We start from the raw sequence: 26,739 nt of genomic DNA, 5'->3' as shown, positions 1-26,739 counted from the left end.
TCGGTCCCACCGTTCTGCGTCAATCGCTGCCGCTCTCGTGGAAGTGATTGTAGATTTGCCGCGCAACCGTCTCGGAAATGCCGCTGACGGCCATCAGATCGTTGAGGCCGGCGCGGGAAACCGCCTTGGCCGTACCGAAATGCTGCAGCAGGGAGCGTTTGCGTCCCGGCCCGATTCCCGAGATTTCATCAAGCGGATTGCGCACCATTTCTTTCTTGCGCCGCGCCCGGTGTGAGCCGATGGCGAAGCGGTGCGCCTCGTCGCGCATGCGCTGGATGAAATAAAGCACGGGATCGCGCGGCGGCAGGGAAAAATCGCTGCGCCCATCCGCAAAGAAGCGCTCGCGACCCGCCTCGCGGTCGACACCTTTCGCCACGCCGATGGCCGTCACACAGTCGCGAATGCCGAGTTCATCGAGGATAGCCCGCACCGCCGTCATCTGGCCCTGGCCGCCATCGATCAGGATCACATCCGGCCAGGCGGGGAAGGGCATGTCGGCCGCTTCTTCCGGTGTCGGCACCCGTTCGCGGTCGGGCTTGCCTTCTTCCTTCAAGAGGCGCGAGAAACGACGGGTCATCACCTCGCGCATCATGCCGAAATCGTCGCCGGGGGTGATGTCGGTCGATTTGATGTTGAACTTGCGATACTGGTTCTTCACGAAACCTTCCGGCCCCGCCACCACCATGCCGCCCACGGCATTGGTGCCCATGATGTGCGAGTTATCGTAAATCTCAATCCGGCGCGGCACGGTGGAAAGACCGAAGGTCTCCGCAAAACCCTTCAGCAGCCGCGCCTGAGACGAGGTTTCCGCCAGCTTGCGGCCATGCGCTTCGCGGGCATTGGCAAGCACATGGTCGGTAATGTCTTTCTTCTCGCCGCGCTGCGGCACGCTGATGGTCACCTTGTGCCCGGCCTTTTCACCGAGTGCGGCGGCCAGCAGTTCCTGTTCCTCCACGGTTTCGGAAAGCAGGATTTGCTTCGGCACCGGCTTGTCGTCGTAAAACTGTGCGAGAAACGCATTGAGGATTTCCGAGCCGGGCAGGGAGGGATCGGCTTTCGGGAAATAGGCGCGGTTGCCCCAGTTCTGGCCGGTGCGGAAAAAGAACACCTGAATGCAGGAAATGCCGCCTTCGTGGTGAATGGCGAAGACATCCGCTTCCTCGATGCCGGCGGGATTGATGCCCTGATGGCTCTGGACGTGGGAAAGCGCCGCCAGCCGGTCGCGATAGACCGCGGCGCGCTCGAAATCGAGATCTTCGGCCGCCTCGTTCATCTGCTGCGCAATCGCGGTCTTGACGCTCTGGCTCTTACCGGACAGGAAATCCTTGGCTTCCTTGACGAGTTCCGCATAGCCCTGATCGCTGATCTCATGCGTGCAGGGCCCGGAACAGCGCTTGATCTGGTAGAGCAGACAGGGACGCGTGCGGGTCTCGAACACGCTGTCGGTGCAGGTACGGATCAGGAAGGCGCGCTGCAGCGAATTGATCGTGCGGCCAACGGCACCGGCCGACGCAAAGGGTCCGAAATAGTCGCCCTTGCGCGCCCGGGCGCCGCGATGCTTGAAGATCGCCGGCGCGCGATTGTCGGCGGTGATGAGAATATAGGGAAAGGACTTGTCATCACGCAAAAGCACATTAAAGCGCGGCCGCAAGCGCTTGATGAGATTCGCTTCCAGCAGAAGCGCTTCGGTCTCCGTGCGGGTGGTGACGAACTCCATATGGGTGGTGAAACGCACCATCTGGGCAATGCGGTTGGAATGAACACGACCCTGCGCATAGTTGCCGACACGCTTCTTCAGCGAGCGCGCCTTGCCGACATAGAGCACGTCGCCAGCCTCGTTGAACATGCGGTAGACACCCGGCGAATTCGGCAGGTGTTTGACGAATTCGCCGATGAGGTCCATGCCCTTCAGACCGGATTCATTCTTCCAGCCCGCATTCCAGTCCACGCCGGCAACGTCGCGCGGCGCCTCCGCCGCTTCCGTCGCGGCAAGGCTGGCATCGTCGTCTTCGTCGTCGGTTTCATCGAAGAGAATACCGCCATCAGGCAGCTTCTTTCCGTTCATTCATTTATCTCCGCCACGTCAGGGGTTTCCCAGCCAAGGTGCTGGCCGCCGTCGAGCGCGATCATTTGTCCGGTGACCGACGGCGTGTCGAAAAGAAAGCGAATCGTCCGCCCGAACTCATCCGGTGCGGGACCACGCTTTAATATAAGGCCGTCAATCTGCGCCTGAAAGTCCTCGGGCGCCTGTCTTTCGCTTTTGAAGGTGGGACCCGGCCCGATGGCATTGACCCGCACACGCGGCGCGAAGCTTTGCGCCATCGTTCGGGTGGCGGTCCACAGCGCCGATTTCGAAAGCGTATAGGAGTAAAAACGCGGTGTGAGCGCAAGCACACGCTGGTCGATGATATTGACGATCAGCCCGGATTTGTCCGCAGGCAATTGCTCGACGAAGGCGGCGGCGATGAGGGACGGCGCGCGCACATGCACCGCGAAATGCGCATCGAAGACCGCCGGATCGGGCGTTTCCGCCGAATCGTCGAGAAAAACCGACGCATTGTTGACGACGACGCCGATCGGCCCGAGTGCGGAGGCGGCCTTTTCGACAAGCGCGATGGTGGGCGCAGATTGTGTCAGGTCTGCCTGAACGGCCGCGGCCTTGCCACCGTTTTGCCTTATTTCGTTAGCGAATTCCTCGGCCTGGGCCATAGATTCATTGGCATGGACGGCAATCGCGAAGCCATGGGCGGCCAGATCGGTGGCGATTGCCCGACCAAGCCGGCGGGCGGCCCCCGTTATCAAGATTGTCTTCGGTATATGTTCTTTCACGGCGGACCTGCATTTGCTCATACACGCCCTATTTGCTGGATATAAATGCAAATCGCAAGCTGTCACTCAGCCCCAAAAGAATTGGGCGATTTTTTATTCGCAATGAAAGTTCGGTTTAATTTGAATATAACTAAGTTTAAAAGCGATCTATTGCTGGTTAGGCTTCTGTTAGGGTTAATAAAACCCTTGTGGCAATTAGGCAACGTCTAATTCTAGTCACGTCTCTGCCCCAAACAATTCACATTTTGGCTCTTTGATCTCCGCATTCTCCCATCAAATTCGGTTTCCAGAGGGGCGATTAACCCGACGAATTATGCCGCGTCTGAAAACGATGTTTTGAGTACAGAGCGGTCCTGAAAGGAGAATAGCATGCGTATTTTCGTAGCAACCCTTATGGCTTCGACCATGGCAGCCGCCGGCTTTTCGGCTGCGCACGCCGCTGACGCCGTAAATGAAGTGCCGCAGGCACCGGTGTCCTACGACCAGCCTGCACCGGTCAAGGATTGGTCCGGCGCCTACCTCGGTGGTACGGTCAATTATGACTGGGGCCGTTTCAGCTCCAGCAATGACGGTCGTGACGCCAAGGGCTTCGGTGGCGGCCTCTACGGTGGTTACAACATGCAGAGCGGCCAGATCGTTTACGGTGCTGAAGCAGACGTGAACCTGGGCGACGAGAAGGGCTCCGCCGGTACGGTTGCCGGCAACGCCGTCGAAGGCAAGCAGGGCGTCAACGGCTCGCTGCGTGGCCGCGTCGGTTACGACATGAACCCGTTCCTGCTTTATGGTACGGCCGGTCTTGCTGTCTCCGACAACAAGGTCCGTGACGCGACCTCCAAGGACAGCGCCACCGCCCTCGGTTACACCGTTGGTGCCGGTGTTGAAGCCATGGTGACCGACAACATCACCGCTCGTCTGGAATATCGCTACAGCGACTACCAGAAGAAGGACTACAGCCTTGACTCCGGCGCGTTCTCGCGTGGTTACGACGATCATTCCGTCAAGGCCGGTATCGGCGTCAAGTTCTGATCCCTCGCGGATCGGTTAAAGAAAAGCCGGGGTTTTCGCCCCGGCTTTTTTGTTTTGCGGTATGCGGCCGGAACAATGCCCGGCGATCAGGCCGGGCATCACTCCGATACATGGTCAGGCAGCGGCCTTCATTTCCGCATAGGCATCGAAACGCTTGCTGAAGGTTTCCGGCCAGCCTGCCAGCGCCTCGCGTCCCTCAGCCCACTCACCGGCGAAACGCAGGTCGAGATAACCGATCATCGCGGCAAGGGCAAAATGGCCGCCATTGAGCTTCTTGCCGGTTTTCGGCAGGTTGGCGTTGAGATGGTCGAGACCCTTCACCACCTTTTTCCACTGCTTGTCGATCCACGGCTGGTGGATCTTGTCTTCCGGGCGGAAACGCCGCTCGTAAACGATGGCCAGCAGGCAATCCATGATGCCGTCGCACAGCGCTTCCAGAATTTCCGCTTCGGTGCGCTTGCCGTTCTTCTTGGGGTAAAGCTTGCCGCCCGAAAGGCGGTCGAGATAATGCATGATTGTCACGCTGTCATAGACCGAGCCGCCTTCGTCCAGCAGCAGGACCGGGATTTTACCGAGCGGATTATTGTCCATCAGCGTGGCCGGCTCGGCATTGGTGTCGACGCGCACGGAGGTGACATCGATGCCGAGATGACGGGCAGCCATGCGCACCTTGGCGGAATAGGGGGAGGCGGGCGAATAAAGCAGTTCCATGGTCGGGTCCTATGGGTTGATGTCGGGTGATTAGCGAATGGGAACGATTTCTGTGGCGCTGGCGCGGCAGCCTCTGCGGTCAAGCTCGGGGCAGTCGCGGAATGTCAGGTCCCTGTTGAGGCAGATGCGCACTTCCTCAAGGCGCCTGCCATCGCAGCTGATCGAAACACCGCGTTTCGACAGGCCGGGATTGGCATCGGTAAAGGAGGTTTCGATGGCTTCGGCGGAAAGGGTGGTGGCACCGGCGCCCGAGCCGATCGTTCCGGGCAGCCTGATCGCCTCGAAGGCGGCCCGTGTCGTCGCGAAATAATCCTTCTGCGACAGGCCGGAGCAGGAACCGTGTTTGCGCCACTGGTGGCCGATCAAGCCCATGGAGGGCATGATATCGAACAGGCTGCGACCGATGGCGTCCGGAACCCGGTCCGGCTCGCTGCTTCGGCAGAATTCGGGATAGCCGTTCTCGTTCTGTGGCCAGAGCCCGTGCACAACGAAACCGTAACGCCTGTCACTACCACATTGCTGGCGATTGCCGGAACCTTCGGAGCTGGCGCAGAAGGCCGGCGACCAGGACAGGGACAGTACGTAAAAATCAAAGCCGGCACCGCGTGGGACTGATCTGCCGCCCTCATCGCGCCGGGCATTGTCCGACGGAGGGCTTCCGGCCGGCGCTGTCGGCGGATACATGGTCCAGTCATTCGAGGGGCGGCTCGGGGAGGGTTTTTCCTGCGCGAACCAAAGCGCTGCAAGCGACAGAAGACCCAAGGCTATGAAACCCGCATAACGTTTCATTCCGTGCATGTTCCCCGGAAAGTGGACCACCTCATATCGCCCTTGGGCGACGATCCGGTCTTACATAAATTTGTGAACGAGGCAAACGGGCAAAAAGGTTGAAAGCTTCGCCGCATAACGAATAGAGTCGAACGAATCTTCCGCGAAAGACGGAAACAGGGCTGGGACGATGTTGGGGGAAATAGGCGGCATGACCGCATGAAATTCAAAAAATACATCTGGCCCGTCGTTGGTTTCGCGACGATCGGTTTTTCCGCCTGGCTGCTTTTTCACGAACTGCGTGGCCTGTCGCTCGATGATCTCTGGGACAGCCTGAAAGCCATTCGCGTGCGGGACTGGCTGTGTTCCGGCCTTGCAACCCTGCTGGCCTACGCTGCGCTTGCCGGTTACGACCGCATCGCGCTGCAACATCTTGGCCGCAAGGTGAACTGGTTCTTCATCACGCTCACCTCTTTCACCACCTATGCGCTGTCCCACAATGTCGGGGCATCCGTATTCTCGGGTGCCGTGGTGCGATACCGGGCCTATACGTCCAAAGGGCTGAGTGTGGCGGAAGTGGGCGTCCTTGTCGGCCTCTGCTCCTTCACCTTCCTTATCGGCACCATCATGCTCATCGGTCTGGTGCTGTTATATGAGCCTGACATCACCGAACGGTTCACCGGCATCCTGCCCGTCGAAGCCTCGACCACTACCGGCGTTCTGCTGCTCCTCGTCGTCAGCCTTTATGTTCTCGGCAGCCTGCTCAGGCTGAAGCCCCTGAAAATCGGTTCCTTCGTGCTGCCTTACCCCGCGCCGAAACTGGTGGCGCAACAGCTCGTCATTGGCCCGATCGAGCTGATCGGCGCAGCTGGCATCATCTATTTCGCGCTGCCGGAGGCCGGAAATCCCGGTTATATGGTCATTCTCGGCATATTTCTGGTGTCTTTTTCGGCCGCGCTCATCTCGCATGCGCCCGGCGGGCTCGGTGTGCTGGAACTGGTCTTCGTCACCGGCCTGCCGGATATGAACCCTGCGGATGTAATCGCCGCACTCCTGGTCTTCCGCCTGTTCTACCTCATCATCCCCTTCATCATGGCGCTGTTCGTGATCCTGTTCTTCGAACGATCACAGCTTGCAGCGGCGCAGAAAAGGGAAGGGCTGAGATAGCCCTTCAATTCTCTTCCGGCTTGTCCTCGCCACGCAGCCAGAAGGCGCGTTGCGAGGCGAACCTGTCCTGCGCAAGCGCCGTCTTGAGATAGGGGAGCAGCACATGCAGCTCGTCCTTCAGCGTATAGGGCGGGTTGACGATGATGAGGCCGGAGCCGCTCAGGCCATCCAGCCGGTCGCTTCTCACGGAAAGTTCCGCGCACAGCATCTTCGGAATCTCGAAGGATTGCAGCCGCTCGTGGAAATCCTTGATCGGCGCGCCCTTCTTCAACGGATACCACAGGCAATAGGTGCCGGTGGAAAAACGCCGATAGGCCTTATTCAGGCCATCGGCCAGCCGTTGATATTCGTTTTCCAGCTCGAAGGGCGGATCGACGAGGACGAGGCCGCGCTTTTCCTTGGGCGGCAGATGCGCGCCGAGCGACAGCCAGCCATCCAGCTCGGTCACTCGCACCTGATAGTCGCCCTCGAATAGCCGTGCTAGCGCGCGGCTGTCATCCGGGTGCAGTTCCATGGCCGAAAGCCGGTCCTGCGGGCGAAACAGCATACGGGCGAGTTTCGGCGAACCGGGATAGAATTTTACACCGCCTTCCGGATTGAGTTCCTTCACGGCGGCAAGATAAGGTTCCAGCAATTCGGCGATGGGCGCGGGCAGATCGTCCTCCATCAGCTTGCCGATGCCGGTCTGCCATTCGCCGGTCTTCTGCGCCTCTTCCGACGTGAGGTCGTAAAGCCCGATGCCGGCATGGGTGTCCAGCACGCGAAAGGCCTTGTCCTTGTTCTGGAGATAACGCACGAGGCGGGCGAGAACGGCATGTTTGAGGACATCCGCGAAATTGCCGGCGTGGTAGATGTGGCGGTAGTTCATGGATATGTCTCGCTTGCCGTGTATCGGGATGAATGGTCAGGATGAATATTCTTGATGGACGTCACTTCGGCCTTTTTGCCGCATCGTTGATGCAATATACAAAAGACATGAACGTTGCGACCCCGATTTCCGCTGAAAAAGCCACCGCCAAGGCCGAAGTCCGTATCGGACACACGGTTTGCCCGCATGACTGTCCGAGCGCCTGCGCGCTGGAGGTCGACATCAATGCCGATGGCCGCATCGGCCGTGTGCGCGGCGCCAATGCCAATACATATACCGCCGGCGTCATCTGCGCCAAGGTGGCGCGTTATTCCGAGCGCATCTACCATCCCGGTCGTCTGCTGACGCCGAAGCGCCGCAAGGGCGCAAAAGGTGCCGGTGACTGGCAGGAGATTTCCTGGGAAGCGGCGCTGGACGAGGTGGCCGACGCTTTCGTCAAGGCGGAAGCCCGGCATGGTGCCGAGGCCATCTGGCCCTATTTCTATGCCGGTACCATGGGGCAGGTGCAGCGCGATTCCATTGAGCGGCTGCGCCATGCCAAGAAATATTCCGGCTTCTTTGGCTCGATCTGCACCAACATGGCCTGGACCGGTTATGTGATGGGTACAGGCGCCTTGCGCGGCCCCGATCCGCGCGAGATCGGCAAGGCCGATGTCGTCGTCATCTGGGGCACCAATGCGGTGGCCACCCAGGTCAACGTCATGACCCATGCGGTCAAGGCCCGCAAGGAGCGCGGCGCGAAGATCGTCGTTGTCGATATCTACGACAATCCAACCATGAAACAGGCGGATATGCGCCTCGTCGTCCGGCCCGGAACGGATGCCGCACTGGCCTGCGCCGTCATGCATATCGCCTTCCGCGACGGTTATGCCGACCACGATTACATGGCGCGTTTCGCCGACGATCCGGCGGGGCTCGAAGCGCATCTGAAGTCGAAGACGCCGCAATGGGCATCCGAAATCACCGGTCTTTCGGTGGAGGAGATCGAGGCTTTCGCGCGACTCGTCGGCACGACGAAAAAGACCTTCTTCCGGCTGGGTTACGGTTTTGCCCGCCAGCGCAATGGCGCGGTCGCCATGCATGCGGCGCTTTCCATCGCCACGGTTCTCGGCTCCTGGCAATATGAAGGCGGCGGCGCGTTCCACAATAATGGTGACATCTTCCGGCTCAACAAAGCGGAGCTGATGGGCACGGCCTATGCTGACCCCGAAGTGCGCCAGCTTGACCAGTCGCAGATCGGCCGCGTGCTGACGGGGGACGCGGAGGCGCTGCGCCATGGCGGCCCGGTGACGGCGCTGCTGATCCAGAACACCAATCCCGTCAATGTCGCGCCCGAACAGCGGCTGGTGAAACAGGGTTTCCTGCGCGACGATCTTTTCGTGGCCGTGCACGAGCAGTTCATGACTGAGACGGCCGATGTGGCCGATATCGTGCTGCCGGCCACCATGTTCCTGGAGCATGACGACATCTACCGCGCCGGCGGCCAGAACCACATTCTGCTCGGGCCCAAACTGGTGGAGCCGCCGGAAACGGTGCGCACCAACCTCTTCGTCATCGAGGAACTGGCAAAGCGCCTCGGTGTCGATCATATGCTCGGCTTCGGCCTCTCTGCCCGCGAGCATGTCGACCGTATGCTGAAAGTCAGTGGCTGGGGCGATTTCGACACATTGGCGGAAGAGAAATGGATCGATGCGCAGCCGCCTTTCGAGGTGGCGCATTATCTCGAGGGTTTTGGGTACGGCGATGGAAAATTCCGTTTCAGCCCCGACTGGGCAACCGGACCTTCTCCGAACAAGCCGCCGAAGAATATCGGTGTCATGGGGCCTGTCTCCGAGTTTCCGAAATTCCCGGATCAGGTCGACGTCATCGAGGTTGCGGATGCGGACCATCCCTTCCGGCTGGCGACATCACCGGCGCGCAATTTCCTGAACTCCACCTTCGCGGAAACCAAGACTTCCGTGCAGAAAGAAGGTCGTCCGGAGTTGATGGTCTGTCCCGACGATGCCGCAGATCAGGGTATCGCCGATGGCGACATCGTCCGTATAGGCAATGAACGCGGCGAAGTGCGCCTCCATGCGAAGATCGTGGAGGGGGCAAGGCCCGGCGTGCTGATTGCCGAGGGCCTGTGGCCGAACAAGGCGCATCTGGACGGCGAGGGCATCAATGTTCTGACCGGTGCCGATGCCGTCGCCCCCTATGGCGGCGCGGCGTTTCACGACAACAAGGTATGGCTCCGCCGAAACGACGAGGCCAGCGAGGCTTGATATTGCACCGCAACACAGGCAGTCTGAAACAATCCCACGACAGGCAAGGACATATCCGGTGACACAGACGCAGGCGAAAAACCTTCCGGCCGACATGGATGCCGGCAGAATCCGGCTGGTGGAAAAGGAAACGGTCTGGAAGGGCTTCGTGCACATGCAGAAGCTCATTTTCGACCAGCGCATGCCGGATGGCAGGACAATGCGCATCGTGCGGGAAGTGCACGATCATGGCGTCGCCGCCGCCATTCTTCTTTATGACGTGAAACGTGACAGCGTGGTGATGGTGCGCCAGTTCCGTCCCGCCGCTTTCGTGAACGGCGATCCGAGCTTCATGATCGAGGTGCCGGCCGGGCTGCTCGATGAGGACGATGCCGCCGATGCCATTCGCCGCGAGGCAATGGAGGAATCCGGTTATGCGGTCGAAAAGGTCGAATATCTCTTCGACATGTATGCCAGCCCCGGCACGCTGACGGAAAAGGTCAGCCTGTTCGTTGCGCGCATCGATCTCGATGTGCAGGCCGGCAGCGGCGGCGGACTGGAAAGCGAAGGCGAGGATCTGGAGGTTCTGACCTATGGCCTCGACGAGGCTTTCGCCATGATCGCATCAGGCGAAATCACCGATTCCAAGACGATCATCCTGCTGCAATGGGCAATGTTGAACCGTGCGGTTTTGAGAAAACCCTAAACGAAGGATGTGTTCCTCAGCTTGGCAACCGCGGCAAGTTCCTTGTCATGCGTTGCGAGGAGCGTGTTATTGGCCAAGGGGAGCGAAACTCACCCTTCTTTGGTGCTGGGCCCTCTAGTCAAAACCGTCCTTTGACGCCCATTCCCACGAAAATCGACTGCAGGTCACCGCCGCCGGCATTTTTCTCCGACGCAAGATTTCCCGCACCTGCGCCGCTGTAATGAGTGTCGCCGCGCCCCAGGCTGGTATAGTCATAGGCGCCGTCGAGATAGATCGAGGCATTCTCGGTCAGGTCATAGGCAATGCCTGCCTTTACCCCGAACATGCCGGCAACATCGAATTTGTCGGTGAAGCGCATGTCGCGCAGGTGATGGTCGTCCGTTGCCTTGCCATAGACCATCGCGCCGCCTTCGACGCCGGCATTCAGCGACCAGTTGCCAAACCTCTGGCCGCCCGTCAGGTTGCCGTAGAAAACCGGGATTTGCTGACGGTAGGTGATGCCTTTGACATCATCATTGAATCTTACGCTCAGGTCCCTTGGCGAGAAAAGGCTGTAGACGCCCTTGCCGCCATAGGCAGACCATTGCACATCCGTATAACGGAAGCCGACGCCGGCGCTGAGATATTGCTGGGGATCTTCCAGCAACATGCGATTGAGTTCGAGGCTTCCCGAAAAATAATGGTCGAGCCGCGTATCGTCATGCTGGGAGCGATGGCTCCAATTCTCTTTGGAGCTATCTCTGGAAAAAGGCCATATCCAGTCATAATCGGTCATGTAGCCGTCGCCTTCGAAGCCGACGCGGCCTTCCGCCTTGACGCGCCAGCCAGGCGCCAGCTCAAGCCCGAGCGAGCCGCGCAGCGCCACGGCGTTTTTGGTTTCCCATTCGAGTTCACTCACTTTGCGTCCGCCCAGATGAACGGTCTCCGTAGCACGGAGATTGAGAACACCCGCATCCAGTGAAGCTGTAACGCCGCCTTGTTCGGCCATGACCGGCAGGCTGGCGCCCATCAGCAGAAGGGCCGAAAGCGGCAGTGAAAATCTCGAAAATGGCATGATCGCTCCTGAATGACCGGAGGGCCTGAAATAGGGGCCGTTGCGGGCATTAAGGGCGATTATGGTAAATGATCGGTTTATTTTTCCGAAAAATACCACTTCTGATTTATTTTTTGTACTTTAAAAATTTATTTATCAGAAAGCGGAAATCAGGCTTGAATACTCTGATTTACTGTCATTGTCCGTGGAGACAGCTTTGCCACCTTCCATTCGTACCTTGCCTTCCGCCAGCCGCTTCAACGTGAGCGGGTAAAGCTGGTGCTCGACGGTCAGGATGCGCGCTGCAAGCGTATCGGCCGTGTCCCCGGAAAGCACCGGCACGGCACCCTGCGCGATGGTCGGGCCTTCATCCATGCCTTCGGTGACGAAATGCACGGTGCAGCCGGAAATCTTCATGCCGCTGTCGATGGCGCGCTGATGGGTGTGCAAACCGGGAAAGAGCGGCAGCAGGGAAGGGTGGATATTGATGATCCGGCCTTCATAGGGCGCTATGAATTCCCCCGAAATCAACCGCATGTAACCGGCAAGGCAGATGATGTCGGGCGCGATCTCGCCAAGTGCGGCCAGAATGGCGCCTTCATGTTCGGCCTTGCTGGCATAGGTTTTACGCTCGAAGACCAGCGTCGGAATGCCGAGAGCGCGGGCCTTTTCCAGCCCGCCCGCAGAGGCCTTGTCCGAAATCACGCAAACGATTTCCGCCGGAAAATCCGTCGCCTGGCAGGCTTTGGCCAGCGACACCATGTTGGAGCCGCTGCCGGAGATGAAAACGACGACGCGCTTGCGGCCGGACGTGAAGGCGGCGCGCATCATAGGTCGAGGGTGCCCTTGTAGATCGTGCCATGTTCACCCTCTTGCCGCGCAACCATGCGGCCGAGCGGGAAGACGGTTTCGCCTTCCGCCGTCAGAACCTCTGTAACCTTCTGGGCGTTTTCAGCCGAAACAACGACGATCATGCCAACGCCACAATTGAAGGTGCGCAGCATTTCCTTCGCTTCGACGCCGCCGGTCTTGGCAAGCCAGGAGAAGACGGCCGGAACCTCGATCGCGGCAAGATCGATTTCGGCGGCGAGGTGCTTGGGCAGAACGCGCGGAATATTCTCCGGGAAACCGCCGCCGGTAATATGCGCCAGCGCCTTCAGCGCGCCGGTCTCGCGGATCGCCTTCAGAAGCGGCTTCACATAGATGCGGGTCGGCGTCAGCAGGGCTTCGCCGAGCTTCTTGCCATCGGCGAAGGGGGCCGGGGCGTCCCAGCCAAGGCCGGAGATCGATACGATCTTGCGCACCAGCGAAAAGCCGTTGGAGTGAACGCCAGAGGAGGAAAGGCCGAGAATGACGTCGCCTTCGGAAATATCGCCGGCCGGCAGAAGCTGGCCGCGTTCGGCAGCACCCACGGCAAAGCCTGCGAGATCGTAGTCGCCATCGGAATACATGCCGGGCATTTCGGCGGTTTCACCACCGATCAGCGCACAGCCGGATTCGCGGCAGCCGGCGGCGATGCCGGAAACAATCGCCGCACCCTGATCCGGGTCAAGCTTGCCGGTGGCGAAATAATCGAGGAAGAACAGCGGTTCTGCGCCCTGAACGACGAGATCGTTGACGCACATGGCGACGAGGTCGATGCCGACAGTGTCGTGATAGTCCGCGTCGATGGCGATCTTCAGCTTGGTGCCGACGCCGTCATTGGCAGCCACCAGAACCGGATCGGTGAAACCTGCCGCCTTCAGATCGAACAGGCCGCCGAAGCCGCCAATTTCGCCATCCGCGCCGGGACGCCGCGTGGAGCGCACCGCCGGTTTGATCTTTTCGACCATCAGGTTGCCGGCATCGATATCCACACCTGCATCACTATAGGTAAGACCGTTCTTGCCCGACTGGCTCATGGCTCTCGTCTCCGCTGGTTCCTTTGGCGTCGCCATTCGCACGGGACGGGGCCTGATGCAAGGGTTTGAGTGGCAAAAGCTCCGGTTTTTAACGGCTTTGGCGGGGCTTGCCGTATCGGGGGCTCAGGATGACTGCGGCGCGGCGCGACAGACGAGATTGAGCAGGCCGTCATTGGACGTATCGGAACTTTCCTCGATCCGCCGTCCATTCTCGCCGTAACGGGCAACCACCTCGAAGCCCGCATCCTGCAGCTGGCGGGTCTGGGCGGCAAGGTCGATGAAATAAAACAGGCCGCTCCAGCGGTGCGCCTGATCCGCGAGAATGGCATATTCCGGTGTTTGCCGCGTGGCGGATTGCAGCCGCAGATAATTGATCCAGCTTTGCGGATGCAGCGAATTCACCACCTCACGCGGATGCCAGGAGCGTCGATGCAGCGGCATGCCGCCGGCCCGCTTCCACTGCCGGTTATGAAACGAGAAGATGAAGTACCCGTCTGGTGACAGGATGCTGCGGACGGCACGAATGATGGCAAGCCGGTCCTCATGGTCGAAGGCGCTCAGGATGGCGAGTGCGCCGAGCACGCAATCGAAGCGCTCCGCCCCGAACTGGCCGATCGCCCGCACATCCATGTCAAGAAAGGTGGCCTCGGGAAAATTGCGCCGCGCAAGGGAAAGCATGGGCTGCGAAAGGTCGATGCCTATATACTCGCCCACCAGTGGTAGAAGCGGTTTTGTCGTCCGGCCGGTGCCGACCCCGAGGTCCAGCAGCCGCTTGCCGGCATAGGCATGGCGGAAGTCTTCAAGAATGATGCGTTCGGCGGGGTAAAGCTGCTGGTTGTCATACCATGCGGCCACTTCGGGGTTATCGAAGAGACCCGCATTATATTCCGCGATGCCATTTTCACTGGTGCTCTGCATCGTGCCTCCGGCCACCGGGCATGAAGAGCGCTGCTGGCCCGCCCGGCGATATTTGATCGTTATCTAATATTTGTCGCGGGTCAACCTGCCGTTGCGGCGGGTTGGCTGGAAATGGGCGATTTTACCAGCATGCGGGGTTTGCGCGAAGGACCCGGCGGCCAGCGGGCGCTCTTTGCAGGCATGCAGGGCAACAGCGTCGGTCTTGACCATATGCATCCGCGCATCCTATCTCCATGATGGGCGATGACGGCACGGCGACAGAAGGATGAACGGATGCAACCCCATGTGAGCGGCACGAGCCTGCGCCGGCAGGTGTTTTTCTGGATCGGCGTGCTTGCCGTCTTTGTCCTGTTCCTGATGGTCTTCAGCTCCATTCTCCTGCCTTTCGTGGCGGGCATGGCGCTTGCCTATTTCCTCGATCCGGTGGCCGACTGGCTGGAACGGCGGGGCTTGAGCCGGTTGATGGCGACCGTCGTCATCCTCGTTTCCTTCGTGCTGATCTTTGCGCTGTCGCTCATCATCATCATTCCGTTGATCGTCGCCCAGGCATCGGAATTCATCACGCGCATCCCGCAATATGTCTCCTCGTTGCAGCAGCTGATCGCCGGCGCCGATACCAACCTCCTGCCGGACTGGGTGAGCAGCCAGATCGACGCGGTGAAGGAGAATTTCTCCAAGCTTCTGACCGAAGGCGCCGGTTTCATCGGCACGCTTTTGACGCAGATCTGGAATTCGGGAAAATCGCTCGTCGATGTCATGTCGCTTCTGGTAGTCACGCCCGTCGTCGCCTTCTACCTGCTGCTCGACTGGGACCGGATGATCGACAAGGTCGATAGCTGGATCCCGCGCGACTACGTGCACACCGTCCGCCAGATCGCCCGCGACATGGACAAGACGATCGCCGGTTTCGTGCGCGGGCAGGGGTCGCTCTGCATCATTCTCGGGGTTTATTACGCCGTCGGCCTGTCGTTGGTGGGCCTGAATTTCGGCCTGCTGATCGGCCTTTTCTCCGGTCTCATCAGCTTCATTCCCTATATCGGTTCGATGGTCGGCCTCATCCTTGCGGTCGGTGTCGCCATCGTGCAGTTCTGGCCGGACTATATCTATGTCTTCCTGACACTCGTCGTGTTCTTTTCCGGCCAGTTCATCGAAGGCAACATCCTGCAGCCGAAGCTTGTCGGCAAAAGCGTCGGCCTGCATCCGGTGTGGCTGATGTTCGCCCTCTTCGCCTTCGGTGCGCTTTTCGGTTTCGTCGGGCTTCTGGTCGCGGTGCCGGCTGCGGCGGCGGTCGGCGTGCTTGTCCGCTTCGCCTTGTCGCGGTATCTTGAAAGCGATCTCTACCACGGGCACGCCGCCAACCTTCCCTGGGACACAAATCCTGCCCTGGAAGAAGGGGAAACGTCCTCCGGCAAGGTTGACTCTCAGAGCTGACGATGACTGACCAAATCAAAACCGACAACGCCCGGTCGAAGGCCGAGCAGCTGCCGCTCGCATTCTCGCACCAGTCCGCTTCCGGCCGGGAGGATCTCCTCGTTTCCGCCTCGCTTTCGGCTGCCGTCAGCCTCATCGACGAATGGCCGAACTGGCGCTCGCCCGTCGTCGTGCTGGCCGGGCCGCCGGGTTCGGGGAAATCGCATCTCGCCAATATCTGGAAAAATATTAGCGACGCCCGCGATATTCACCCGAAGGCCGGTGCGGATGCCGCGCGCGCGGCTGAAACGGGACCGGTTCTTTTCGAGGACGCCGATCGGCGCGGTTTCGACGATACGGAACTTTTCCATGTCATCAACAGCGTGCGCCAGCACGGCACCACGCTCCTGATGACCAGCCGGCAATGGCCGGCCGCATGGCCGGTGACGCTGCCGGATCTGCGTTCGCGCCTCAAGGCCGTGACGGTGGTGGAAACCGGCGAGCCGGACGAGGCGCTGCTGGCGCAGGTGCTGGTGAAACTTTTCGCTGACCGGCAGCTTTATATGGACGACAAACTCATAGGCTACATCGTCAATAGAATGGAGCGTTCGCTCGATACCGCGCAGACGATTGTGGAGCGGATCGATCGGCTGGCGCTCGCGCGCGCAACACGGATAACCCGTCCGCTGGTGGCGGAAGTTCTCAATGCGATGGACACGGTACCCACGGGCAGCGGATTGGACGACGAATAACTGTCACAGTTCCGTCGTCAAACTGTTATACGGGCAAGAAGGACGATCACGCGATGCAACAGGATCACGGGACGGAAACAGCTAAGGGGATGGAAAAGGGCATGGACGCTGTCGCGCAGGAAGATTTCAACAAGGTTCAGCCAGTGAACGAGGGCGAGAACCTCTGGGATAGCCCAGCGCGCTTCATCAACCGCGAATTCTCCTGGTTGCAGTTCAATCGCCGCGTCCTCGAAGAAACGCTGAATACGGATCACCCGCTGCTGGAGCGGCTGCGTTTCCTGTCCATCTCGGCCGCCAACCTCGATGAATTCTTCATGGTCCGCGTCGCCGGCCTCGAAGGCCAGGTACGCCAGAAGATCACCGTCAAGACGCCCGATGGCAAGACCCCGGCCGAACAGCTGGAAGATATCCTGAAGGAAATCGACAATCTGCAGATGGAGCAGCAGGCTTCGCTTGCCGTTCTGCAGCAATATCTTGCCAGGGAAGAAATCTTCATCGTGCGGCCCGCCGCACTTTCGGATGCGGACCGCACCTGGCTGGAAACGGAGTTCGAGGAGCGCATGTTCCCCGTGCTGACGCCGCTCTCCATCGATCCGGCACACCCGTTCCCCTTCATTCCCAATCTCGGCTTTTCCATGGGCCTGCAGCTCGACAGCGTCAACGGCCGCGAGCCGATGACGGCGCTCCTGCGCCTGCCGCCGGCGCTTGACCGCTTCGTGCGCCTGCCGGATGAAAAGAACGCCATTCGCTATATCACGCTCGAAGACGTGGTCGGCCTGTTCATTCACCGCCTTTATCCGGGCTATACCGTTCGCGGTTCCGGCACGTTCCGCATCATCCGCGACAGCGATATCGAGGTGGAGGAAGAGGCGGAAGATCTGGTGCGCTTTTTCGAAAGCGCATTGAAGCGCCGCCGTCGCGGTTCCGTCATCCGTATCGAGACCGACAGTGAAATGCCGCAGTCGCTGCGCCAGTTCGTGGTGCATGAGCTGGGCGTTCCGGACAATCGTGTCGCCGTTCTGCCCGGCCTTCTCGCGCTCAACACCATCTCGGAAATCGTGCGCGCGCCGCGCGACGACCTGAAGTTCGAGCCCTATAACGCCCGTTTCCCCGAGCGCGTGCGCGAACATGCCGGCGATTGCCTCGCCGCCATCCGCGAAAAGGACATGGTGGTCCACCATCCCTATGAGAGCTTCGACGTGGTCGTGCAGTTCCTGCTGCAGGCCGCGCGCGATCCCGACGTGCTCGCCATCAAGCAGACGCTCTATCGTACCTCCAATGACAGCCCGATCGTTCGCGCGCTGATCGATGCGGCCGAAGCCGGTAAATCCGTCACTGCGCTGGTGGAACTGAAGGCGCGTTTCGACGAAGAGGCAAACATCCGCTGGGCGCGCGACCTGGAGCGCGCCGGCGTGCAGGTGGTGTTCGGCTTCATCGAACTGAAGACCCATGCCAAGATGTCGATGGTGGTGCGCCGTGAAGACGGCAAGCTCAGAACCTATTGCCACCTTGGTACCGGCAACTACCACCCGATCACGGCGAAGATTTACACTGACCTGTCCTTCTTCACCTGCAATCCGAAGATCGCCCATGACATGGCGAATATCTTCAACTTCATCACGGGTTACGGCGAACCGGAAGAGGGCATGAAGCTGGCGGTTTCGCCTTATACGCTGCGCGCCCGCATCGTGAAGCACATCAATGAAGAGATCGAGCACGCCAAGCGCGGTGCGCCGGCAGCGATCTGGATGAAGATGAATTCGCTGGTCGATCCGGAGATCATCGATGCGCTCTACCGCGCCAGCGCGGCGGGTGTGGAGGTCGATCTGGTCGTGCGCGGCATCTGCTGCCTGCGCCCGCAGGTGGCGGGACTGTCGGACAATATCCGCGTCAAATCCATCGTCGGCCGCTTCCTGGAACACAGCCGCATCTTCTGCTTCGGCAATGGTTTCGGGCTACCTTCGGACAAGGCGCTGGTCTATATCGGCTCGGCCGACATGATGCCGCGCAACCTCGACCGTCGCGTCGAGACGCTTGTTCCGCTCACCAATCCGACCGTGCACGAGCAGGTTCTTTCACAGATTATGCTGGGCAATCTCATTGACAACCAGCAGAGCTACGAGATACTTGCGGACGGAACGTCAAGGCGCATTGAGGTGCGTAAAGGCGAAGAACCGTTCAACGCGCAGCACTATTTCATGACCAATCCCAGCCTTTCCGGACGTGGTGAAGCCCTGAAATCCAGTGCGCCCAAATTGATTGCCGGGTTGATTTCCTCCCGCAAGAAACAGGCTGAATGACTCGATCAGAAGCACAGGGGCGGCTGACCGGCCTTGCCCCCGTTTCCGTCATAGATATTGGTTCGAACTCCGTTCGTCTCGTTGTATATGAAGGCCTTTCCCGCGCGCCCGCGGTGCTGTTCAACGAAAAGGTCCTTTGCGGCCTTGGCAAGGGACTGGCGCTGACGGGCCGCATGCATGAGGAAGGTGTCAGCCGGGCGCTGATGGCGTTGAGGCGCTTCCATGTGCTTTCCGAACAGGCGCAGGCGCAGAAGCTTTATGTGCTGGCGACGGCTGCGGCGCGTGAAGCGGAAAACGGCCCGGATTTCATCCGTGAAGCCGAAGCCATTCTCGGCTGCGAGATCGAGGTGCTGTCCGGCGAAAAGGAAGCACTTTATTCGGCCTATGGCGTGATCAGCGGTTTCCATGATCCCGATGGCATCGCCGGCGATCTGGGCGGCGGTTCGCTCGAGCTCATCGACATCAAGGGCAAGAGCTGCGGCGAGGGCATCACCCTGCCGCTCGGCGGCCTGCGGCTGTCGGAACAATCGGACGGCTCGCTGGAAAAAGCGGCCACCATCGCCAGAAAACACGTCAAATCCTTTGCGAAGCTTCTGGCGGCGGGTGAGGGGCGCACCTTTTATGCGGTCGGCGGCACCTGGCGAAACATCGCCAAGCTGCATATGGAGATCACCGGCTATTCGCTGCATATGATGCAGGGATATGAATTGCCGCTGGAGGAAATGCTGAATTTTCTGGAGGAGGTCATCGTCTCCCGGGACAGCAAGGATCCGGCCTGGCAGGCGGTCTCCAAGAACCGCCGTTCGCTGCTGCCTTTCGGCGCCATCGCCATGCGCGAAGTCCTGAAGGTGATGAAACCGGCAAAGATCGCCTTTTCGGCGCAGGGTGTGCGCGAAGGTTATCTTTATTCGCTGCTGACGGAAGAGGAGCGGGATTCCGATCCGCTGCTGGTCGCGGCGGATGAGCTTGCCATTCTGCGCGCCCGCTCGCCAGAACATGCGCGCGAACTGGCGGACTGGAGCGGTCGCACCTTTCCGGTCTTCGGCATTGATGAGACCGAAGAGGAGAGCCGTTACCGGCAGGCGGCCTGCCTTCTGGCCGATATCAGCTGGCGCGCCCATCCGGACTATCGCGGCTTGCAGGCGCTCAACATCATCGCCCATTCGTCCTTCGTGGCGATCACCCATCCCGGCCGCGCCTATATTGCGCTCGCCAATTATTATCGCTTCGAAGGCCTGAACGATAACGGCACCACGGAGCCGCTTGCGGTAATGGCAGGCGAACGTCTGCAGGAACTCGGCAAGCTGCTCGGCGGCCTGCTGCGTGTCGTCTACCTCTTTTCGGCCTCGATGCCGGGCGTCGTCGACCATCTGAAATTCCGCAAATCCGACAATCCGGATCTCGATCTGGAATTCGTCGTGCCGCATGATTATTGCGATTTCGCGGGCGAGCGTCTGGATGGCCGTTTGCAGCAGCTGGCGAAGCTGACGGGCAAGCGACTGGCCTTCGTATTCGAGTGACGAGCGGCGATGCCCGTCTTGCGGCGCTGGCTACGACCAGCGCTCGCAAAAGGCTTCGATATCGCTCGACTGAAAGTCGGCAAGCCGCGCCATGATCGTCTCGAATGGCCAGTCCCACCAGGCGATGGAAGCAAGCTTCGCCGCGATGGATCGCGAAAAGCGCTCGCGAATGATTTTCGCAGGAACACCGCCGACGATGGTGTAGGGCGGCACATCTCTGGTGACCACGGCACCGGCGGCAAGTACCGCGCCATCTCCAACCGTTACACCCGGCAAGACGATGACCCCGTGACCGATCCAGACATCATGGCCGATGATGGCGCGATCCTGCTTTCGCTGGTCGAAAAAGGCGTCGTCGCGCACCGCATCGGCGGAGTAATATTCCGGGCAGTAGCTGAAACGATGCATGGATGGCCGGTCCATCGGATGGTTCGGCGCACCGATCCTGACTTCCGCGGCGATGGCGCAGAACTTTCCGATTATCGCGTCCCCTACCATGCAGCGGGGACCGAGATAGGAGTAGCTCCCGAGTTCGACATTATGCAGCGAGGTATCAGCCAGAATTTCGCAGCATTCACCGATGCTTGAATCCCTTATGCTCGCTGTCGCATGAATAACGGTCTCTGCGATTTTCGGGCGCTTGATCTGAGCGGTCGAGTCCATTCCAGTCTCCGGATTTCGCGCCTGCTTAACCGGGGATGATGAAGGGCCTGTGACGCGGGATGGTGAAAGCTATCCGGTCGTGGCCGCCGCCATTTTCTCTCAAGTGCGGATCACGCCGGTTGCTCGTGCAAACGTCTTCTCTTCATGATGCGCATCACCTGACGGTGACATCGGTCGGGGTCCCTTTTGTCTCCCAATAGTGCTCGGTTATGTTCCGAGCGTTGCGAATGATGTGACCGGCGATTTCAGGGTCTCCGCCCTCGAAGGTCTTCGGGTCGGCCCCGCATAGGAGCAGGAAGAGCTGCTGATGCGCGACTGCGGCAAAATAGTCATGGGGCGGTGGCTGCATGTCCGAATCGACGGTCTTGAACGCTTCAGCGACCTCTTTGCTGGCGCGCTCAAGGGCGGCGTGAATGCTCGCCATCATCGCCGCTTCCTTGCGTTCCAATATATCCTGGATCTGCCGCTCTGCCGGTGTCGGTACCGGACAACTCTCACTCATCAAAGACTCTCCTGTCACTGCATCCATTGCGCCAGCCAGGATTATCGCATTGATTGTGACCGCTTTGCGGAAAGGCAGAAATTGCGGTTGTGGAACGGGGCGGAATAATTACGCGTCATGCCGGAAGTCGCCGGGTAAACCGCAGGGGCGAAATTCCCGCGCAAAGGTTCAGCCGTGCCCCAGTGCCTTTCTGATGCAGGCGCTGAGATAGGCATATTGCAGCGGCGTTATCGTCGCCATGGCCTCCGTGCGGCTGGCAAGCCTGTCCTGATAACCGACCGGAATATCGAACTGGGCGAAGGTGAAGTCCCAGCGAATGCCTTCGATGATATTGTAGAAATGCTCGGCGCCGCTGACAGCGGTTTTGGCGAGTTCACCGCCGAAAATATCCTGCACCACCAGCGCGGTGACGCTGCCTTGTCCCTTGGCGGGGTTTTCGCGCGACCAAAGGCTGCTGGTCTCACCCGACCAGCTTTTCTTCAGGGCGTAATATAGTCTCTCTGCATGGTCCTGCATGAAATGTCTTCTTTTCCGCAAGCATGTTTCGGTTAAAGCATTTCCAGCAAAACTGTGCTCGGTTTTGCGTCCGGAAATGCGCAAAAACAAAGAGATAGAGCAATGGAGGTGAACCGGTGTTCACCGGAATTGCTCCAGCTCTGGAGAATCGAAACGGAGCGCCATGCAGATATTGTGTCTGCCGGGCGCTCCGTCGGGATCATTCGCCGCTGCCAAAGCGATTGACAGCAGCTTTGGTCTTACTTGGCGTCAAGCAGGTCCTTGACGTCCAGCAGGACGAATTCGTTGTCGTCAGCCTTGTCCAGCGCACGGCCGGCCGAGAAGGGCAGGTTGTTGTCGTTGCCAACGATGATATGCGTGGCATCGACGCGGTCGACATTCTCGATGGTGACGAAAGGCATGTCATAATAACCGTTGCCGCCGCCCTGACGCTTCTTGTTGTCGGGGTCGGAGATTTTCAGAAGATCGATATAGCCGATCTTGCGCGCGGCCTTGCCGACATTGGCGTCATTGAACTCGATCTTGTAGATGCGCTTCACCTTGGCGGGCACGGCAAAGCAGTTTGCTTCCGGCTTCTTCGGGTCGGCGCAGGCCTTGTCGGTGGTGCCGGCGCCATTGTCACGTTCGATGACCAGCGCCGTGCTGTCGTCCAGCATGTTGAAGTCGCCGATGGCTTCACCGCCCTGGGCCAGCGGGTAGAGCCAGCTGCGGCCGGTCCATTGCTTCTTGGCGGTGTCGAGTTCGATGATGCGCAGCGCGGTTGCGCCGTCTTCGGTCTTTTCCACCTGGCCATCGGCCATGTAAAGCGGACCTTCCAGAAGGCCGTAGAGCTTGGAACCATCCTTGGAAAGCGCCATGCCTTCGTAACCGCCGGAACGCTTCAGGTTGAAGGCCGGCATCTTCTGTGTCGGGTTGCCGGGCAGGGCAAGCGTGGGATGATCCGGAGACTTCACCTCGATGTCGCCGGCCTTGGTGGCGATGACGTCGGTCAGCTTGCCGTCGCGGGTGAATTTCAGGATGTAGGGGCCGAATTCTTCGCCGACCCAGAAGCCATCGGCAACCGGCTGAATGGACTCAACGTCGAAATCCGCACCGGTCAGATAACGCTTGGCAGTGCCTTCGAGAACGATGGGGAAGGGCGCCTTCATGTCCGGGTCGGAAAGGAACACGGTTTCAAGCGCATTGACCTTGCCGGCATCCCAGTCGAGTTTCAGGTGGTGAAGCATCAGCATGGCGTCGCTGGAATTGAGCTTGGAACCGAAGCCATTGTCGGAAAGGCTCCAGAAGCTGCCATCGGGCATGGCCTTGATGCCGGAGAAACCCTGCATCGGCTGGCCGTTGAACGGCATGGAAAGGCCGGTCAGGCGCATGCCGTCCTTGCCGGGCACGGTGCCCAGGCCTTCGGCGCGCTTGCGGTCGGCGGTGGTGAACTTGGCGGAGGTCTTGAGGTGCTCCGGCGCATCGGCGGGCGCCGCGATGATGGTGTTGGCCGGCAGGATGGCGTGGGAGACGAGCTTTGCCGGAAACTCCTGCTCTGCCGCGTGCGATGCGGTGGCAAGCGCAAGAAGCGCGCAGGAGGCGAAAAGAATGTGCTTCATGATGGTGACCCCTCGATACCTGTTGAAGACTGGATTGACGCGATAGGGTCGTCGCATGACAGGCAAGTGATTGCCGTTTGAAGCTTTGATGAAATTTTATGACGGCCATCACCGACAGATGGCCTCTGGGGGCGAGAGGCCCTTATGCGGCGGAGGCCTGTTGCTGGCTGAGCGTGCAGACGCCAAGCGTCTGGCCACGGCCCTTCACCGCATGTTCGCCGAGATATTCGCTGCGCACGCCCTTCGGAAGCACCAGCTGGTGGGCGAGATCGGCGGAAATCAGCACCGGATGGCCGAGCATCTTGCTCAGTGATTCGAGCCGCGAGGTCGTGTTCACCGTATCGCCAAAATAGGTGATCTTGTGATGGTCGACGCCGATTTCGGCGGTGATGACCGGACCGCCATGGATGGCGAAGCGCAGGCGCGGCACTTCGCCGAAGCGGGAAAGCCAGATGTCGCGCTTGTCCTCGATGGTGGCCTGGATATCGAAGACGCAGCGCACGCAGGCCGCCCGCCGGATCGCCATGTGATAGGGCCAGGTGATGATGGCGGCATCGCCGATATAATCATCGATGACGCCGCCGTGTTTCCTCACCGGTGCGGCATAGCTTGCGAAAATCTCGCCGAGAAACTCCTGGGCCTTCAGGTCGCCATGGGTTTCGGCGAAGGAGGTGGAGCCGACGAGATCGATGAAGATGAAGACGCGGTCTTCGCTGACCGGCCGGCGATAGCGCCCGAGAATGAGATCGATGAAGATATCGCGGCCGAGAAGCTCACGCACACGCATGATGAAGACGATGATGCCGCAGACGATCAGGGTAAAGATCAACGTCTGCACCTCGGCATGCACGGCCCGTTTCCAGGTGCCGGGGAATATCCCGCTCAGCCACAGGATCGTGCCGCCGAGCCCGAAGCCGCAAAAGACGAGGATGGCGTAGATGATGAGACCGACGGCGATATAGGCAGGCGTCGGCAGGGCGCTGACCTGCCGCGACAGGCCGGGCATGATGTAACCGCGCTCGAAGGCGAGAATCGGCGCGCAGGCGAAGAGCGCATAGGTGGCGCCGATCAACGCGCCGCCGCCATATTCCAGAAAGGCGTAGGCCACGCCGCTGCCGGCCACGGCAACGAAGAGCACCACGTAATCCAGGATGGGCAGCAATTTTCTCATATCGGTTCTGGTCTCGGGAAGGGAAGGCCCGCCGCTCCCTTCGGGCGAAGCATCTGTTCAGGTCATATGCGACATTAATGGGGAAAAAGCGCCGCAAAAAGTGAGCAATCGGTAAGGTTGCATGAAGGATTGGTAAGGCTGTTGCCCCGTTGCCGCAAACGGGTGCGGATGCGCCGTTGCGACTGAGATGTTTTGTCGCATTTTTGGGGCGCGAAACTACGATCCACCTTTTCTGGAACTGCCCTAATAGGAGGTTCTGTAATAGACCGTTTCAAGCGGGGATTGCGGCCGGTCCTCTTGCGTGCGGTTCGACCATTTGATCGGGAAGGCGGCAAAGCGCAGCCTGTTGCCGTCGATCCAGGCCCGGTCGAACAGCGTATCGCCCTTGCGGGCGAAGGCGATCGCCGCGCAGGTTCGGCCATCGACGTCGAAGGGGATATTTTCCCTCCAGCCGGTCAGGCCGCAGCCGGCGCCTTTCGGGTCGCGATTATAGTGCTCGACGACGTCGCTGTCGTTCGGCGTCATGGTGATCGAGGTGGCGGTATGGGCAAACTGCAGGCTGTCCTGATCCTTCAGGCCACCGTCCAACGTGCCTTCGTAGCGCACCTGCACCGTTGGCTGCTGGCAGCCGCTGCGGGCATAAAGCTGCGAGACTGCCTGCATGCGCTCGCCGCGAATGGTGATACGCGTGACGATGCCGTGGCGGTCATTCTTGCCGATCTTCAGGCAATCTGTCGTCCATTCACCTTGAAGGTCGACCTTGCCTTCAGCGGCGTGGGCGGGAAGAGAGGGGAGAATGCCTGCCGCCGCGACAAGTGCGGCGAGCAGCGGAATGCGGGCAGGTTTCATGGAAATACCCTTGGAATCGCGCGACCATCAGCAGAGAGATGGGGCGCGATGCGGGCAAAATTGGGGTGGAAAGCGGCGGGCGGTTACGACTCGCTCGCCGCAACCTCCACGGCCTCGACCTTCTTGCCGGCGAAACGCAGGGCGACTTCGCCATTGATGAGCTTCAGCGCCACATCGCCGAACAGCTCGCGCCGCCAGCCGGTCAGCGCCGCGACGGTTGCGTTCTCGCCCTCGGCGGCGATCTTGTCCAGATCGTCGCTATTGGCGATGACCTTGGCGGCGACGCCGTGCTTGTCTGCCGTCAGCTTCAGGAGAACTTTCAAAAGCTCCACGGCAGCACCGGAACCTTCCGGCGCGTGGCTGTGACGCGGCGCCTTCGGCATCTCTTCCTTCGGCAACGCCAGTGCCGCATTCACCGTCTCGACGATGGCGGTGCCGGAGGCGGATCGTTCCCAGCCCTTCGGGATGGTGCGCAGCCGCGACAGTGCCTCGGCATCCTTCGGCTGCTGCTGGGCGATTTCGAAGATGGCGTCGTCCTTCAGCACGCGGGAGCGCGGCACGTTGCGCGACCGCGCCTCACGCTCGCGCCAGGCGGCGACGAATTTGAGGATGGCGAGTTCCGTCGGCTTGCGCAGGCGCGATTTCAGCCGCAGCCACGCATCGTCGGGATGCATGTCGTAGGTGTCGCGCGATTCCAGAATATCCATCTCTTCGGTCAGCCACAGTGAGCGGCCTTCGCGCTCCAGCTGCGCCTTCAGCGCCAGATAGGCATCGCGCAGATGGGTCACATCGGCCAGCGCGTAATCCAGCTGCTTCTCGGTCAGCGGGCGGCGGCTCCAGTCGGTGAAACGCGAGGATTTGTCGATCTGCACATTCTTGATCTTCTGCACCAGCTGGTCGTAGGAGATCGAATCGCCGAAACCGCAGACCATGGCGGCAACCTGCGTGTCGAAGATCGGGTGCGGAATGAGCCCGCCGAGGTGGTAGATGATTTCGATATCCTGCCGTGCGGCGTGGAAAACCTTCACGACGTTTGGATTGGCCATCAGTTCGAACATCGGCGTAAGATCGAGACCCTTGGCCAGCGGATCAACCAGTACTTCGAGCGTCGGGCTCGCCATCTGTACGAGGCACAGCTCCGGCCAGAAGGTCGTTTCCCGCAAAAATTCGGTGTCGATGGTGATGAATTCCGATTTCGCCAGTTCCGTGCAGGCTTCGGCGAGGGCGGCAGTCGTTTCAATCATTGCAAATGGCCACTCGTGAAAATTATCCGTCTTACTTTCCCTTT

The 26,739-nt window shown here is 60.0% G+C and carries 25 protein-coding genes; 8 read left to right on the top strand and 17 right to left on the bottom strand.

Annotated features, from left to right (window positions below; translation table 11 throughout):
• Nucleotides 1-19: 19 nt before the first annotated feature.
• Together uvrC and O3S81_RS13805 are read right to left on the bottom strand one after the other, a co-directional pair.
• Complete coding sequence (gene uvrC / locus O3S81_RS13810; RefSeq protein WP_269344002.1) at nt 20-2,065, bottom strand: excinuclease ABC subunit UvrC; 2,046 nt, start codon at nt 2,063-2,065, stop codon at nt 20-22.
• Nucleotides 2,062-2,850: an SDR family oxidoreductase gene (locus O3S81_RS13805; RefSeq protein WP_269344000.1), complete on the bottom strand. Its 789-nt coding sequence runs from the start codon at nt 2,848-2,850 to the stop codon at nt 2,062-2,064. Before O3S81_RS13805 ends, uvrC begins: the two co-directional genes overlap by 4 nt.
• A 348-nt stretch (nt 2,851-3,198) precedes the next feature.
• Between O3S81_RS13805 and O3S81_RS13800 the strand changes: the two genes are divergently transcribed.
• On the top strand, nt 3,199-3,855 hold the full coding sequence (locus O3S81_RS13800) for an outer membrane protein (protein WP_269343998.1): 657 nt from the start codon (nt 3,199-3,201) through the stop codon (nt 3,853-3,855).
• A gap of 114 nt (nt 3,856-3,969) precedes the next feature.
• On the opposite strand, the gene O3S81_RS13795 is transcribed toward O3S81_RS13800, so the two are convergent.
• Nucleotides 3,970-4,566, bottom strand: coding sequence for a glutathione S-transferase (locus O3S81_RS13795; RefSeq protein ID WP_269343997.1), 597 nt, complete (start codon nt 4,564-4,566; stop codon nt 3,970-3,972).
• 30 nt (nt 4,567-4,596) lie between these two features.
• The gene (locus O3S81_RS13790; RefSeq protein ID WP_269343995.1) at nt 4,597-5,355 is read right to left on the bottom strand and encodes a ribonuclease T2 family protein; all 759 of its coding nucleotides are present in this window, start codon (nt 5,353-5,355) and stop codon (nt 4,597-4,599) included.
• Between the two features lie 198 nt (nt 5,356-5,553).
• On the opposite strand from O3S81_RS13790, the gene O3S81_RS13785 reads away from it, so the two are divergent.
• Nucleotides 5,554-6,501 (top strand): lysylphosphatidylglycerol synthase domain-containing protein, encoded by a 948-nt coding sequence (locus O3S81_RS13785; protein ID WP_269343993.1) that lies wholly within the window; start codon nt 5,554-5,556, stop codon nt 6,499-6,501.
• Between the two features lie 4 nt (nt 6,502-6,505).
• Here O3S81_RS13785 and O3S81_RS13780 read toward each other — a convergent pair whose 3' ends face one another.
• Nucleotides 6,506-7,369: a 23S rRNA (adenine(2030)-N(6))-methyltransferase RlmJ gene (locus tag O3S81_RS13780; RefSeq protein ID WP_269343991.1), complete on the bottom strand. Its 864-nt coding sequence runs from the start codon at nt 7,367-7,369 to the stop codon at nt 6,506-6,508.
• 41 nt (nt 7,370-7,410) lie between these two features.
• Here O3S81_RS13780 and O3S81_RS13775 point away from each other — a divergent pair, with 41 nt between their 5' ends.
• Complete coding sequence (locus tag O3S81_RS13775; protein ID WP_269343990.1) at nt 7,411-9,633, top strand: molybdopterin-containing oxidoreductase family protein; 2,223 nt, start codon at nt 7,411-7,413, stop codon at nt 9,631-9,633.
• Between the two features lie 58 nt (nt 9,634-9,691).
• The gene (locus O3S81_RS13770; RefSeq protein ID WP_269343989.1) at nt 9,692-10,318 is read left to right on the top strand and encodes an NUDIX domain-containing protein; all 627 of its coding nucleotides are present in this window, start codon (nt 9,692-9,694) and stop codon (nt 10,316-10,318) included.
• A gap of 118 nt (nt 10,319-10,436) precedes the next feature.
• On the opposite strand, the gene O3S81_RS13765 is transcribed toward O3S81_RS13770, so the two are convergent.
• The 5 genes from O3S81_RS13765 to O3S81_RS13745 all read right to left on the bottom strand — a co-directional run bounded on the left by O3S81_RS13765 (nt 10,437) and on the right by O3S81_RS13745 (nt 14,380).
• A complete protein-coding gene (locus O3S81_RS13765; protein WP_269343988.1) occupies nt 10,437-11,372 on the bottom strand; it encodes an omptin family outer membrane protease in 936 nt (311 codons plus the stop codon).
• A 135-nt stretch (nt 11,373-11,507) separates the two neighbouring features.
• On the bottom strand, nt 11,508-12,182 hold the full coding sequence (gene purN / locus O3S81_RS13760) for a phosphoribosylglycinamide formyltransferase (protein WP_269343987.1): 675 nt from the start codon (nt 12,180-12,182) through the stop codon (nt 11,508-11,510).
• Nucleotides 12,179-13,252 carry a phosphoribosylformylglycinamidine cyclo-ligase gene (purM, locus tag O3S81_RS13755; protein WP_269343985.1) on the bottom strand — a complete coding sequence of 358 codons (1,074 nt, stop codon included), beginning with the start codon at nt 13,250-13,252 and terminating at the stop codon, nt 12,179-12,181. The genes purN and purM overlap by 4 nt, the downstream gene beginning before the upstream one ends.
• Before the next feature lie 123 nt (nt 13,253-13,375).
• Nucleotides 13,376-14,170, bottom strand: a complete 795-nt coding sequence (locus tag O3S81_RS13750; protein WP_269343983.1) for a class I SAM-dependent DNA methyltransferase — start codon at nt 14,168-14,170, stop codon at nt 13,376-13,378.
• Nucleotides 14,171-14,233: 63 nt separating this feature from the next.
• A complete protein-coding gene (locus O3S81_RS13745) occupies nt 14,234-14,380 on the bottom strand; it encodes a hypothetical protein (RefSeq protein ID WP_269343981.1) in 147 nt (48 codons plus the stop codon).
• 63 nt (nt 14,381-14,443) lie between these two features.
• Between O3S81_RS13745 and O3S81_RS13740 the strand changes: the two genes are divergently transcribed.
• From O3S81_RS13740 to ppx, 4 genes are all read left to right on the top strand, one after another.
• Nucleotides 14,444-15,601 (top strand): AI-2E family transporter, encoded by a 1,158-nt coding sequence (locus O3S81_RS13740; protein ID WP_269343979.1) that lies wholly within the window; start codon nt 14,444-14,446, stop codon nt 15,599-15,601.
• A 2-nt stretch (nt 15,602-15,603) separates the two neighbouring features.
• On the top strand, nt 15,604-16,332 hold the full coding sequence (gene hdaA / locus O3S81_RS13735) for a DnaA regulatory inactivator HdaA (protein WP_269343977.1): 729 nt from the start codon (nt 15,604-15,606) through the stop codon (nt 16,330-16,332).
• Nucleotides 16,333-16,433: 101 nt separating this feature from the next.
• Nucleotides 16,434-18,632, top strand: coding sequence for an RNA degradosome polyphosphate kinase (locus O3S81_RS13730; protein WP_442864918.1), 2,199 nt, complete (start codon nt 16,434-16,436; stop codon nt 18,630-18,632).
• Nucleotides 18,629-20,152 (top strand): exopolyphosphatase, encoded by a 1,524-nt coding sequence (gene ppx / locus O3S81_RS13725; protein WP_269343975.1) that lies wholly within the window; start codon nt 18,629-18,631, stop codon nt 20,150-20,152. Before O3S81_RS13730 ends, ppx begins: the two co-directional genes overlap by 4 nt.
• A 30-nt stretch (nt 20,153-20,182) precedes the next feature.
• Here ppx and O3S81_RS13720 read toward each other — a convergent pair whose 3' ends face one another.
• The 7 genes from O3S81_RS13720 to rnd form a co-directional block, all read right to left on the bottom strand.
• Nucleotides 20,183-20,815: a DapH/DapD/GlmU-related protein gene (locus O3S81_RS13720; RefSeq protein ID WP_269343974.1), complete on the bottom strand. Its 633-nt coding sequence runs from the start codon at nt 20,813-20,815 to the stop codon at nt 20,183-20,185.
• Nucleotides 20,816-20,969: 154 nt separating this feature from the next.
• Nucleotides 20,970-21,317: a hypothetical protein gene (locus O3S81_RS13715; protein WP_269344439.1), complete on the bottom strand. Its 348-nt coding sequence runs from the start codon at nt 21,315-21,317 to the stop codon at nt 20,970-20,972.
• Between the two features lie 168 nt (nt 21,318-21,485).
• On the bottom strand, nt 21,486-21,833 hold the full coding sequence (locus O3S81_RS13710; protein ID WP_269343972.1) for a YunG family protein: 348 nt from the start codon (nt 21,831-21,833) through the stop codon (nt 21,486-21,488).
• A gap of 239 nt (nt 21,834-22,072) precedes the next feature.
• Nucleotides 22,073-23,431 (bottom strand): esterase-like activity of phytase family protein, encoded by a 1,359-nt coding sequence (locus tag O3S81_RS13705; protein WP_269343970.1) that lies wholly within the window; start codon nt 23,429-23,431, stop codon nt 22,073-22,075.
• A 142-nt stretch (nt 23,432-23,573) separates the two neighbouring features.
• Complete coding sequence (locus O3S81_RS13700) at nt 23,574-24,602, bottom strand: adenylate/guanylate cyclase domain-containing protein (protein ID WP_269343968.1); 1,029 nt, start codon at nt 24,600-24,602, stop codon at nt 23,574-23,576.
• A 243-nt stretch (nt 24,603-24,845) separates the two neighbouring features.
• Entirely contained in the window at nt 24,846-25,451 is a 606-nt protein-coding gene (locus tag O3S81_RS13695) for a hypothetical protein (RefSeq protein WP_269343967.1), read from the bottom strand.
• An 83-nt stretch (nt 25,452-25,534) separates the two neighbouring features.
• Nucleotides 25,535-26,695, bottom strand: a complete 1,161-nt coding sequence (rnd, locus tag O3S81_RS13690; protein ID WP_269343965.1) for a ribonuclease D — start codon at nt 26,693-26,695, stop codon at nt 25,535-25,537.
• Between the last annotated feature and the right edge of the window lie 44 nt (nt 26,696-26,739).

This window comes from Agrobacterium sp. SOY23 (assembly GCF_027212525.1).
GTDB classification, from domain to species: domain Bacteria; phylum Pseudomonadota; class Alphaproteobacteria; order Rhizobiales; family Rhizobiaceae; genus Agrobacterium; species Agrobacterium tumefaciens_I.
This window is presented reverse-complemented; position numbering and strand designations above follow the sequence as displayed.

Bases quoted from the DNA above. Each gene is read 5' to 3' on its own strand.
- purN (WP_269343987.1), bottom strand. From the start codon at position 12,182: ATGATGCGCGCCGCCTTCACGTCCGGCCGCAAGCGCGTCGTCGTTTTC.
- O3S81_RS13765 (WP_269343988.1), bottom strand. From the start codon at position 11,372: ATGCCATTTTCGAGATTTTCACTGCCGCTTTCGGCCCTTCTGCTGATG.
- O3S81_RS13800 (WP_269343998.1), top strand. From the start codon at position 3,199: ATGCGTATTTTCGTAGCAACCCTTATGGCTTCGACCATGGCAGCCGCC.
- purM (WP_269343985.1), bottom strand. From the start codon at position 13,252: ATGAGCCAGTCGGGCAAGAACGGTCTTACCTATAGTGATGCAGGTGTG.
- O3S81_RS13805 (WP_269344000.1), bottom strand. From the start codon at position 2,850: ATGAGCAAATGCAGGTCCGCCGTGAAAGAACATATACCGAAGACAATC.
- O3S81_RS13740 (WP_269343979.1), top strand. From the start codon at position 14,444: ATGCAACCCCATGTGAGCGGCACGAGCCTGCGCCGGCAGGTGTTTTTC.
- O3S81_RS13750 (WP_269343983.1), bottom strand. From the start codon at position 14,170: ATGCAGAGCACCAGTGAAAATGGCATCGCGGAATATAATGCGGGTCTC.
- O3S81_RS13720 (WP_269343974.1), bottom strand. From the start codon at position 20,815: ATGGACTCGACCGCTCAGATCAAGCGCCCGAAAATCGCAGAGACCGTT.
- O3S81_RS13775 (WP_269343990.1), top strand. From the start codon at position 7,411: ATGAATATTCTTGATGGACGTCACTTCGGCCTTTTTGCCGCATCGTTG.
- O3S81_RS13710 (WP_269343972.1), bottom strand. From the start codon at position 21,833: ATGCAGGACCATGCAGAGAGACTATATTACGCCCTGAAGAAAAGCTGG.
- O3S81_RS13790 (WP_269343995.1), bottom strand. From the start codon at position 5,355: ATGAAACGTTATGCGGGTTTCATAGCCTTGGGTCTTCTGTCGCTTGCA.
- O3S81_RS13780 (WP_269343991.1), bottom strand. From the start codon at position 7,369: ATGAACTACCGCCACATCTACCACGCCGGCAATTTCGCGGATGTCCTC.
- ppx (WP_269343975.1), top strand. From the start codon at position 18,629: ATGACTCGATCAGAAGCACAGGGGCGGCTGACCGGCCTTGCCCCCGTT.
- hdaA (WP_269343977.1), top strand. From the start codon at position 15,604: ATGACTGACCAAATCAAAACCGACAACGCCCGGTCGAAGGCCGAGCAG.
- uvrC (WP_269344002.1), bottom strand. From the start codon at position 2,065: ATGAACGGAAAGAAGCTGCCTGATGGCGGTATTCTCTTCGATGAAACC.
- O3S81_RS13715 (WP_269344439.1), bottom strand. From the start codon at position 21,317: ATGAGTGAGAGTTGTCCGGTACCGACACCGGCAGAGCGGCAGATCCAG.
- O3S81_RS13695 (WP_269343967.1), bottom strand. From the start codon at position 25,451: ATGAAACCTGCCCGCATTCCGCTGCTCGCCGCACTTGTCGCGGCGGCA.
- O3S81_RS13745 (WP_269343981.1), bottom strand. From the start codon at position 14,380: ATGGTCAAGACCGACGCTGTTGCCCTGCATGCCTGCAAAGAGCGCCCG.
- O3S81_RS13730 (WP_442864918.1), top strand. From the start codon at position 16,434: ATGGACGCTGTCGCGCAGGAAGATTTCAACAAGGTTCAGCCAGTGAAC.
- O3S81_RS13785 (WP_269343993.1), top strand. From the start codon at position 5,554: ATGAAATTCAAAAAATACATCTGGCCCGTCGTTGGTTTCGCGACGATC.
- rnd (WP_269343965.1), bottom strand. From the start codon at position 26,695: ATGATTGAAACGACTGCCGCCCTCGCCGAAGCCTGCACGGAACTGGCG.
- O3S81_RS13705 (WP_269343970.1), bottom strand. From the start codon at position 23,431: ATGAAGCACATTCTTTTCGCCTCCTGCGCGCTTCTTGCGCTTGCCACC.
- O3S81_RS13795 (WP_269343997.1), bottom strand. From the start codon at position 4,566: ATGGAACTGCTTTATTCGCCCGCCTCCCCCTATTCCGCCAAGGTGCGC.
- O3S81_RS13700 (WP_269343968.1), bottom strand. From the start codon at position 24,602: ATGAGAAAATTGCTGCCCATCCTGGATTACGTGGTGCTCTTCGTTGCC.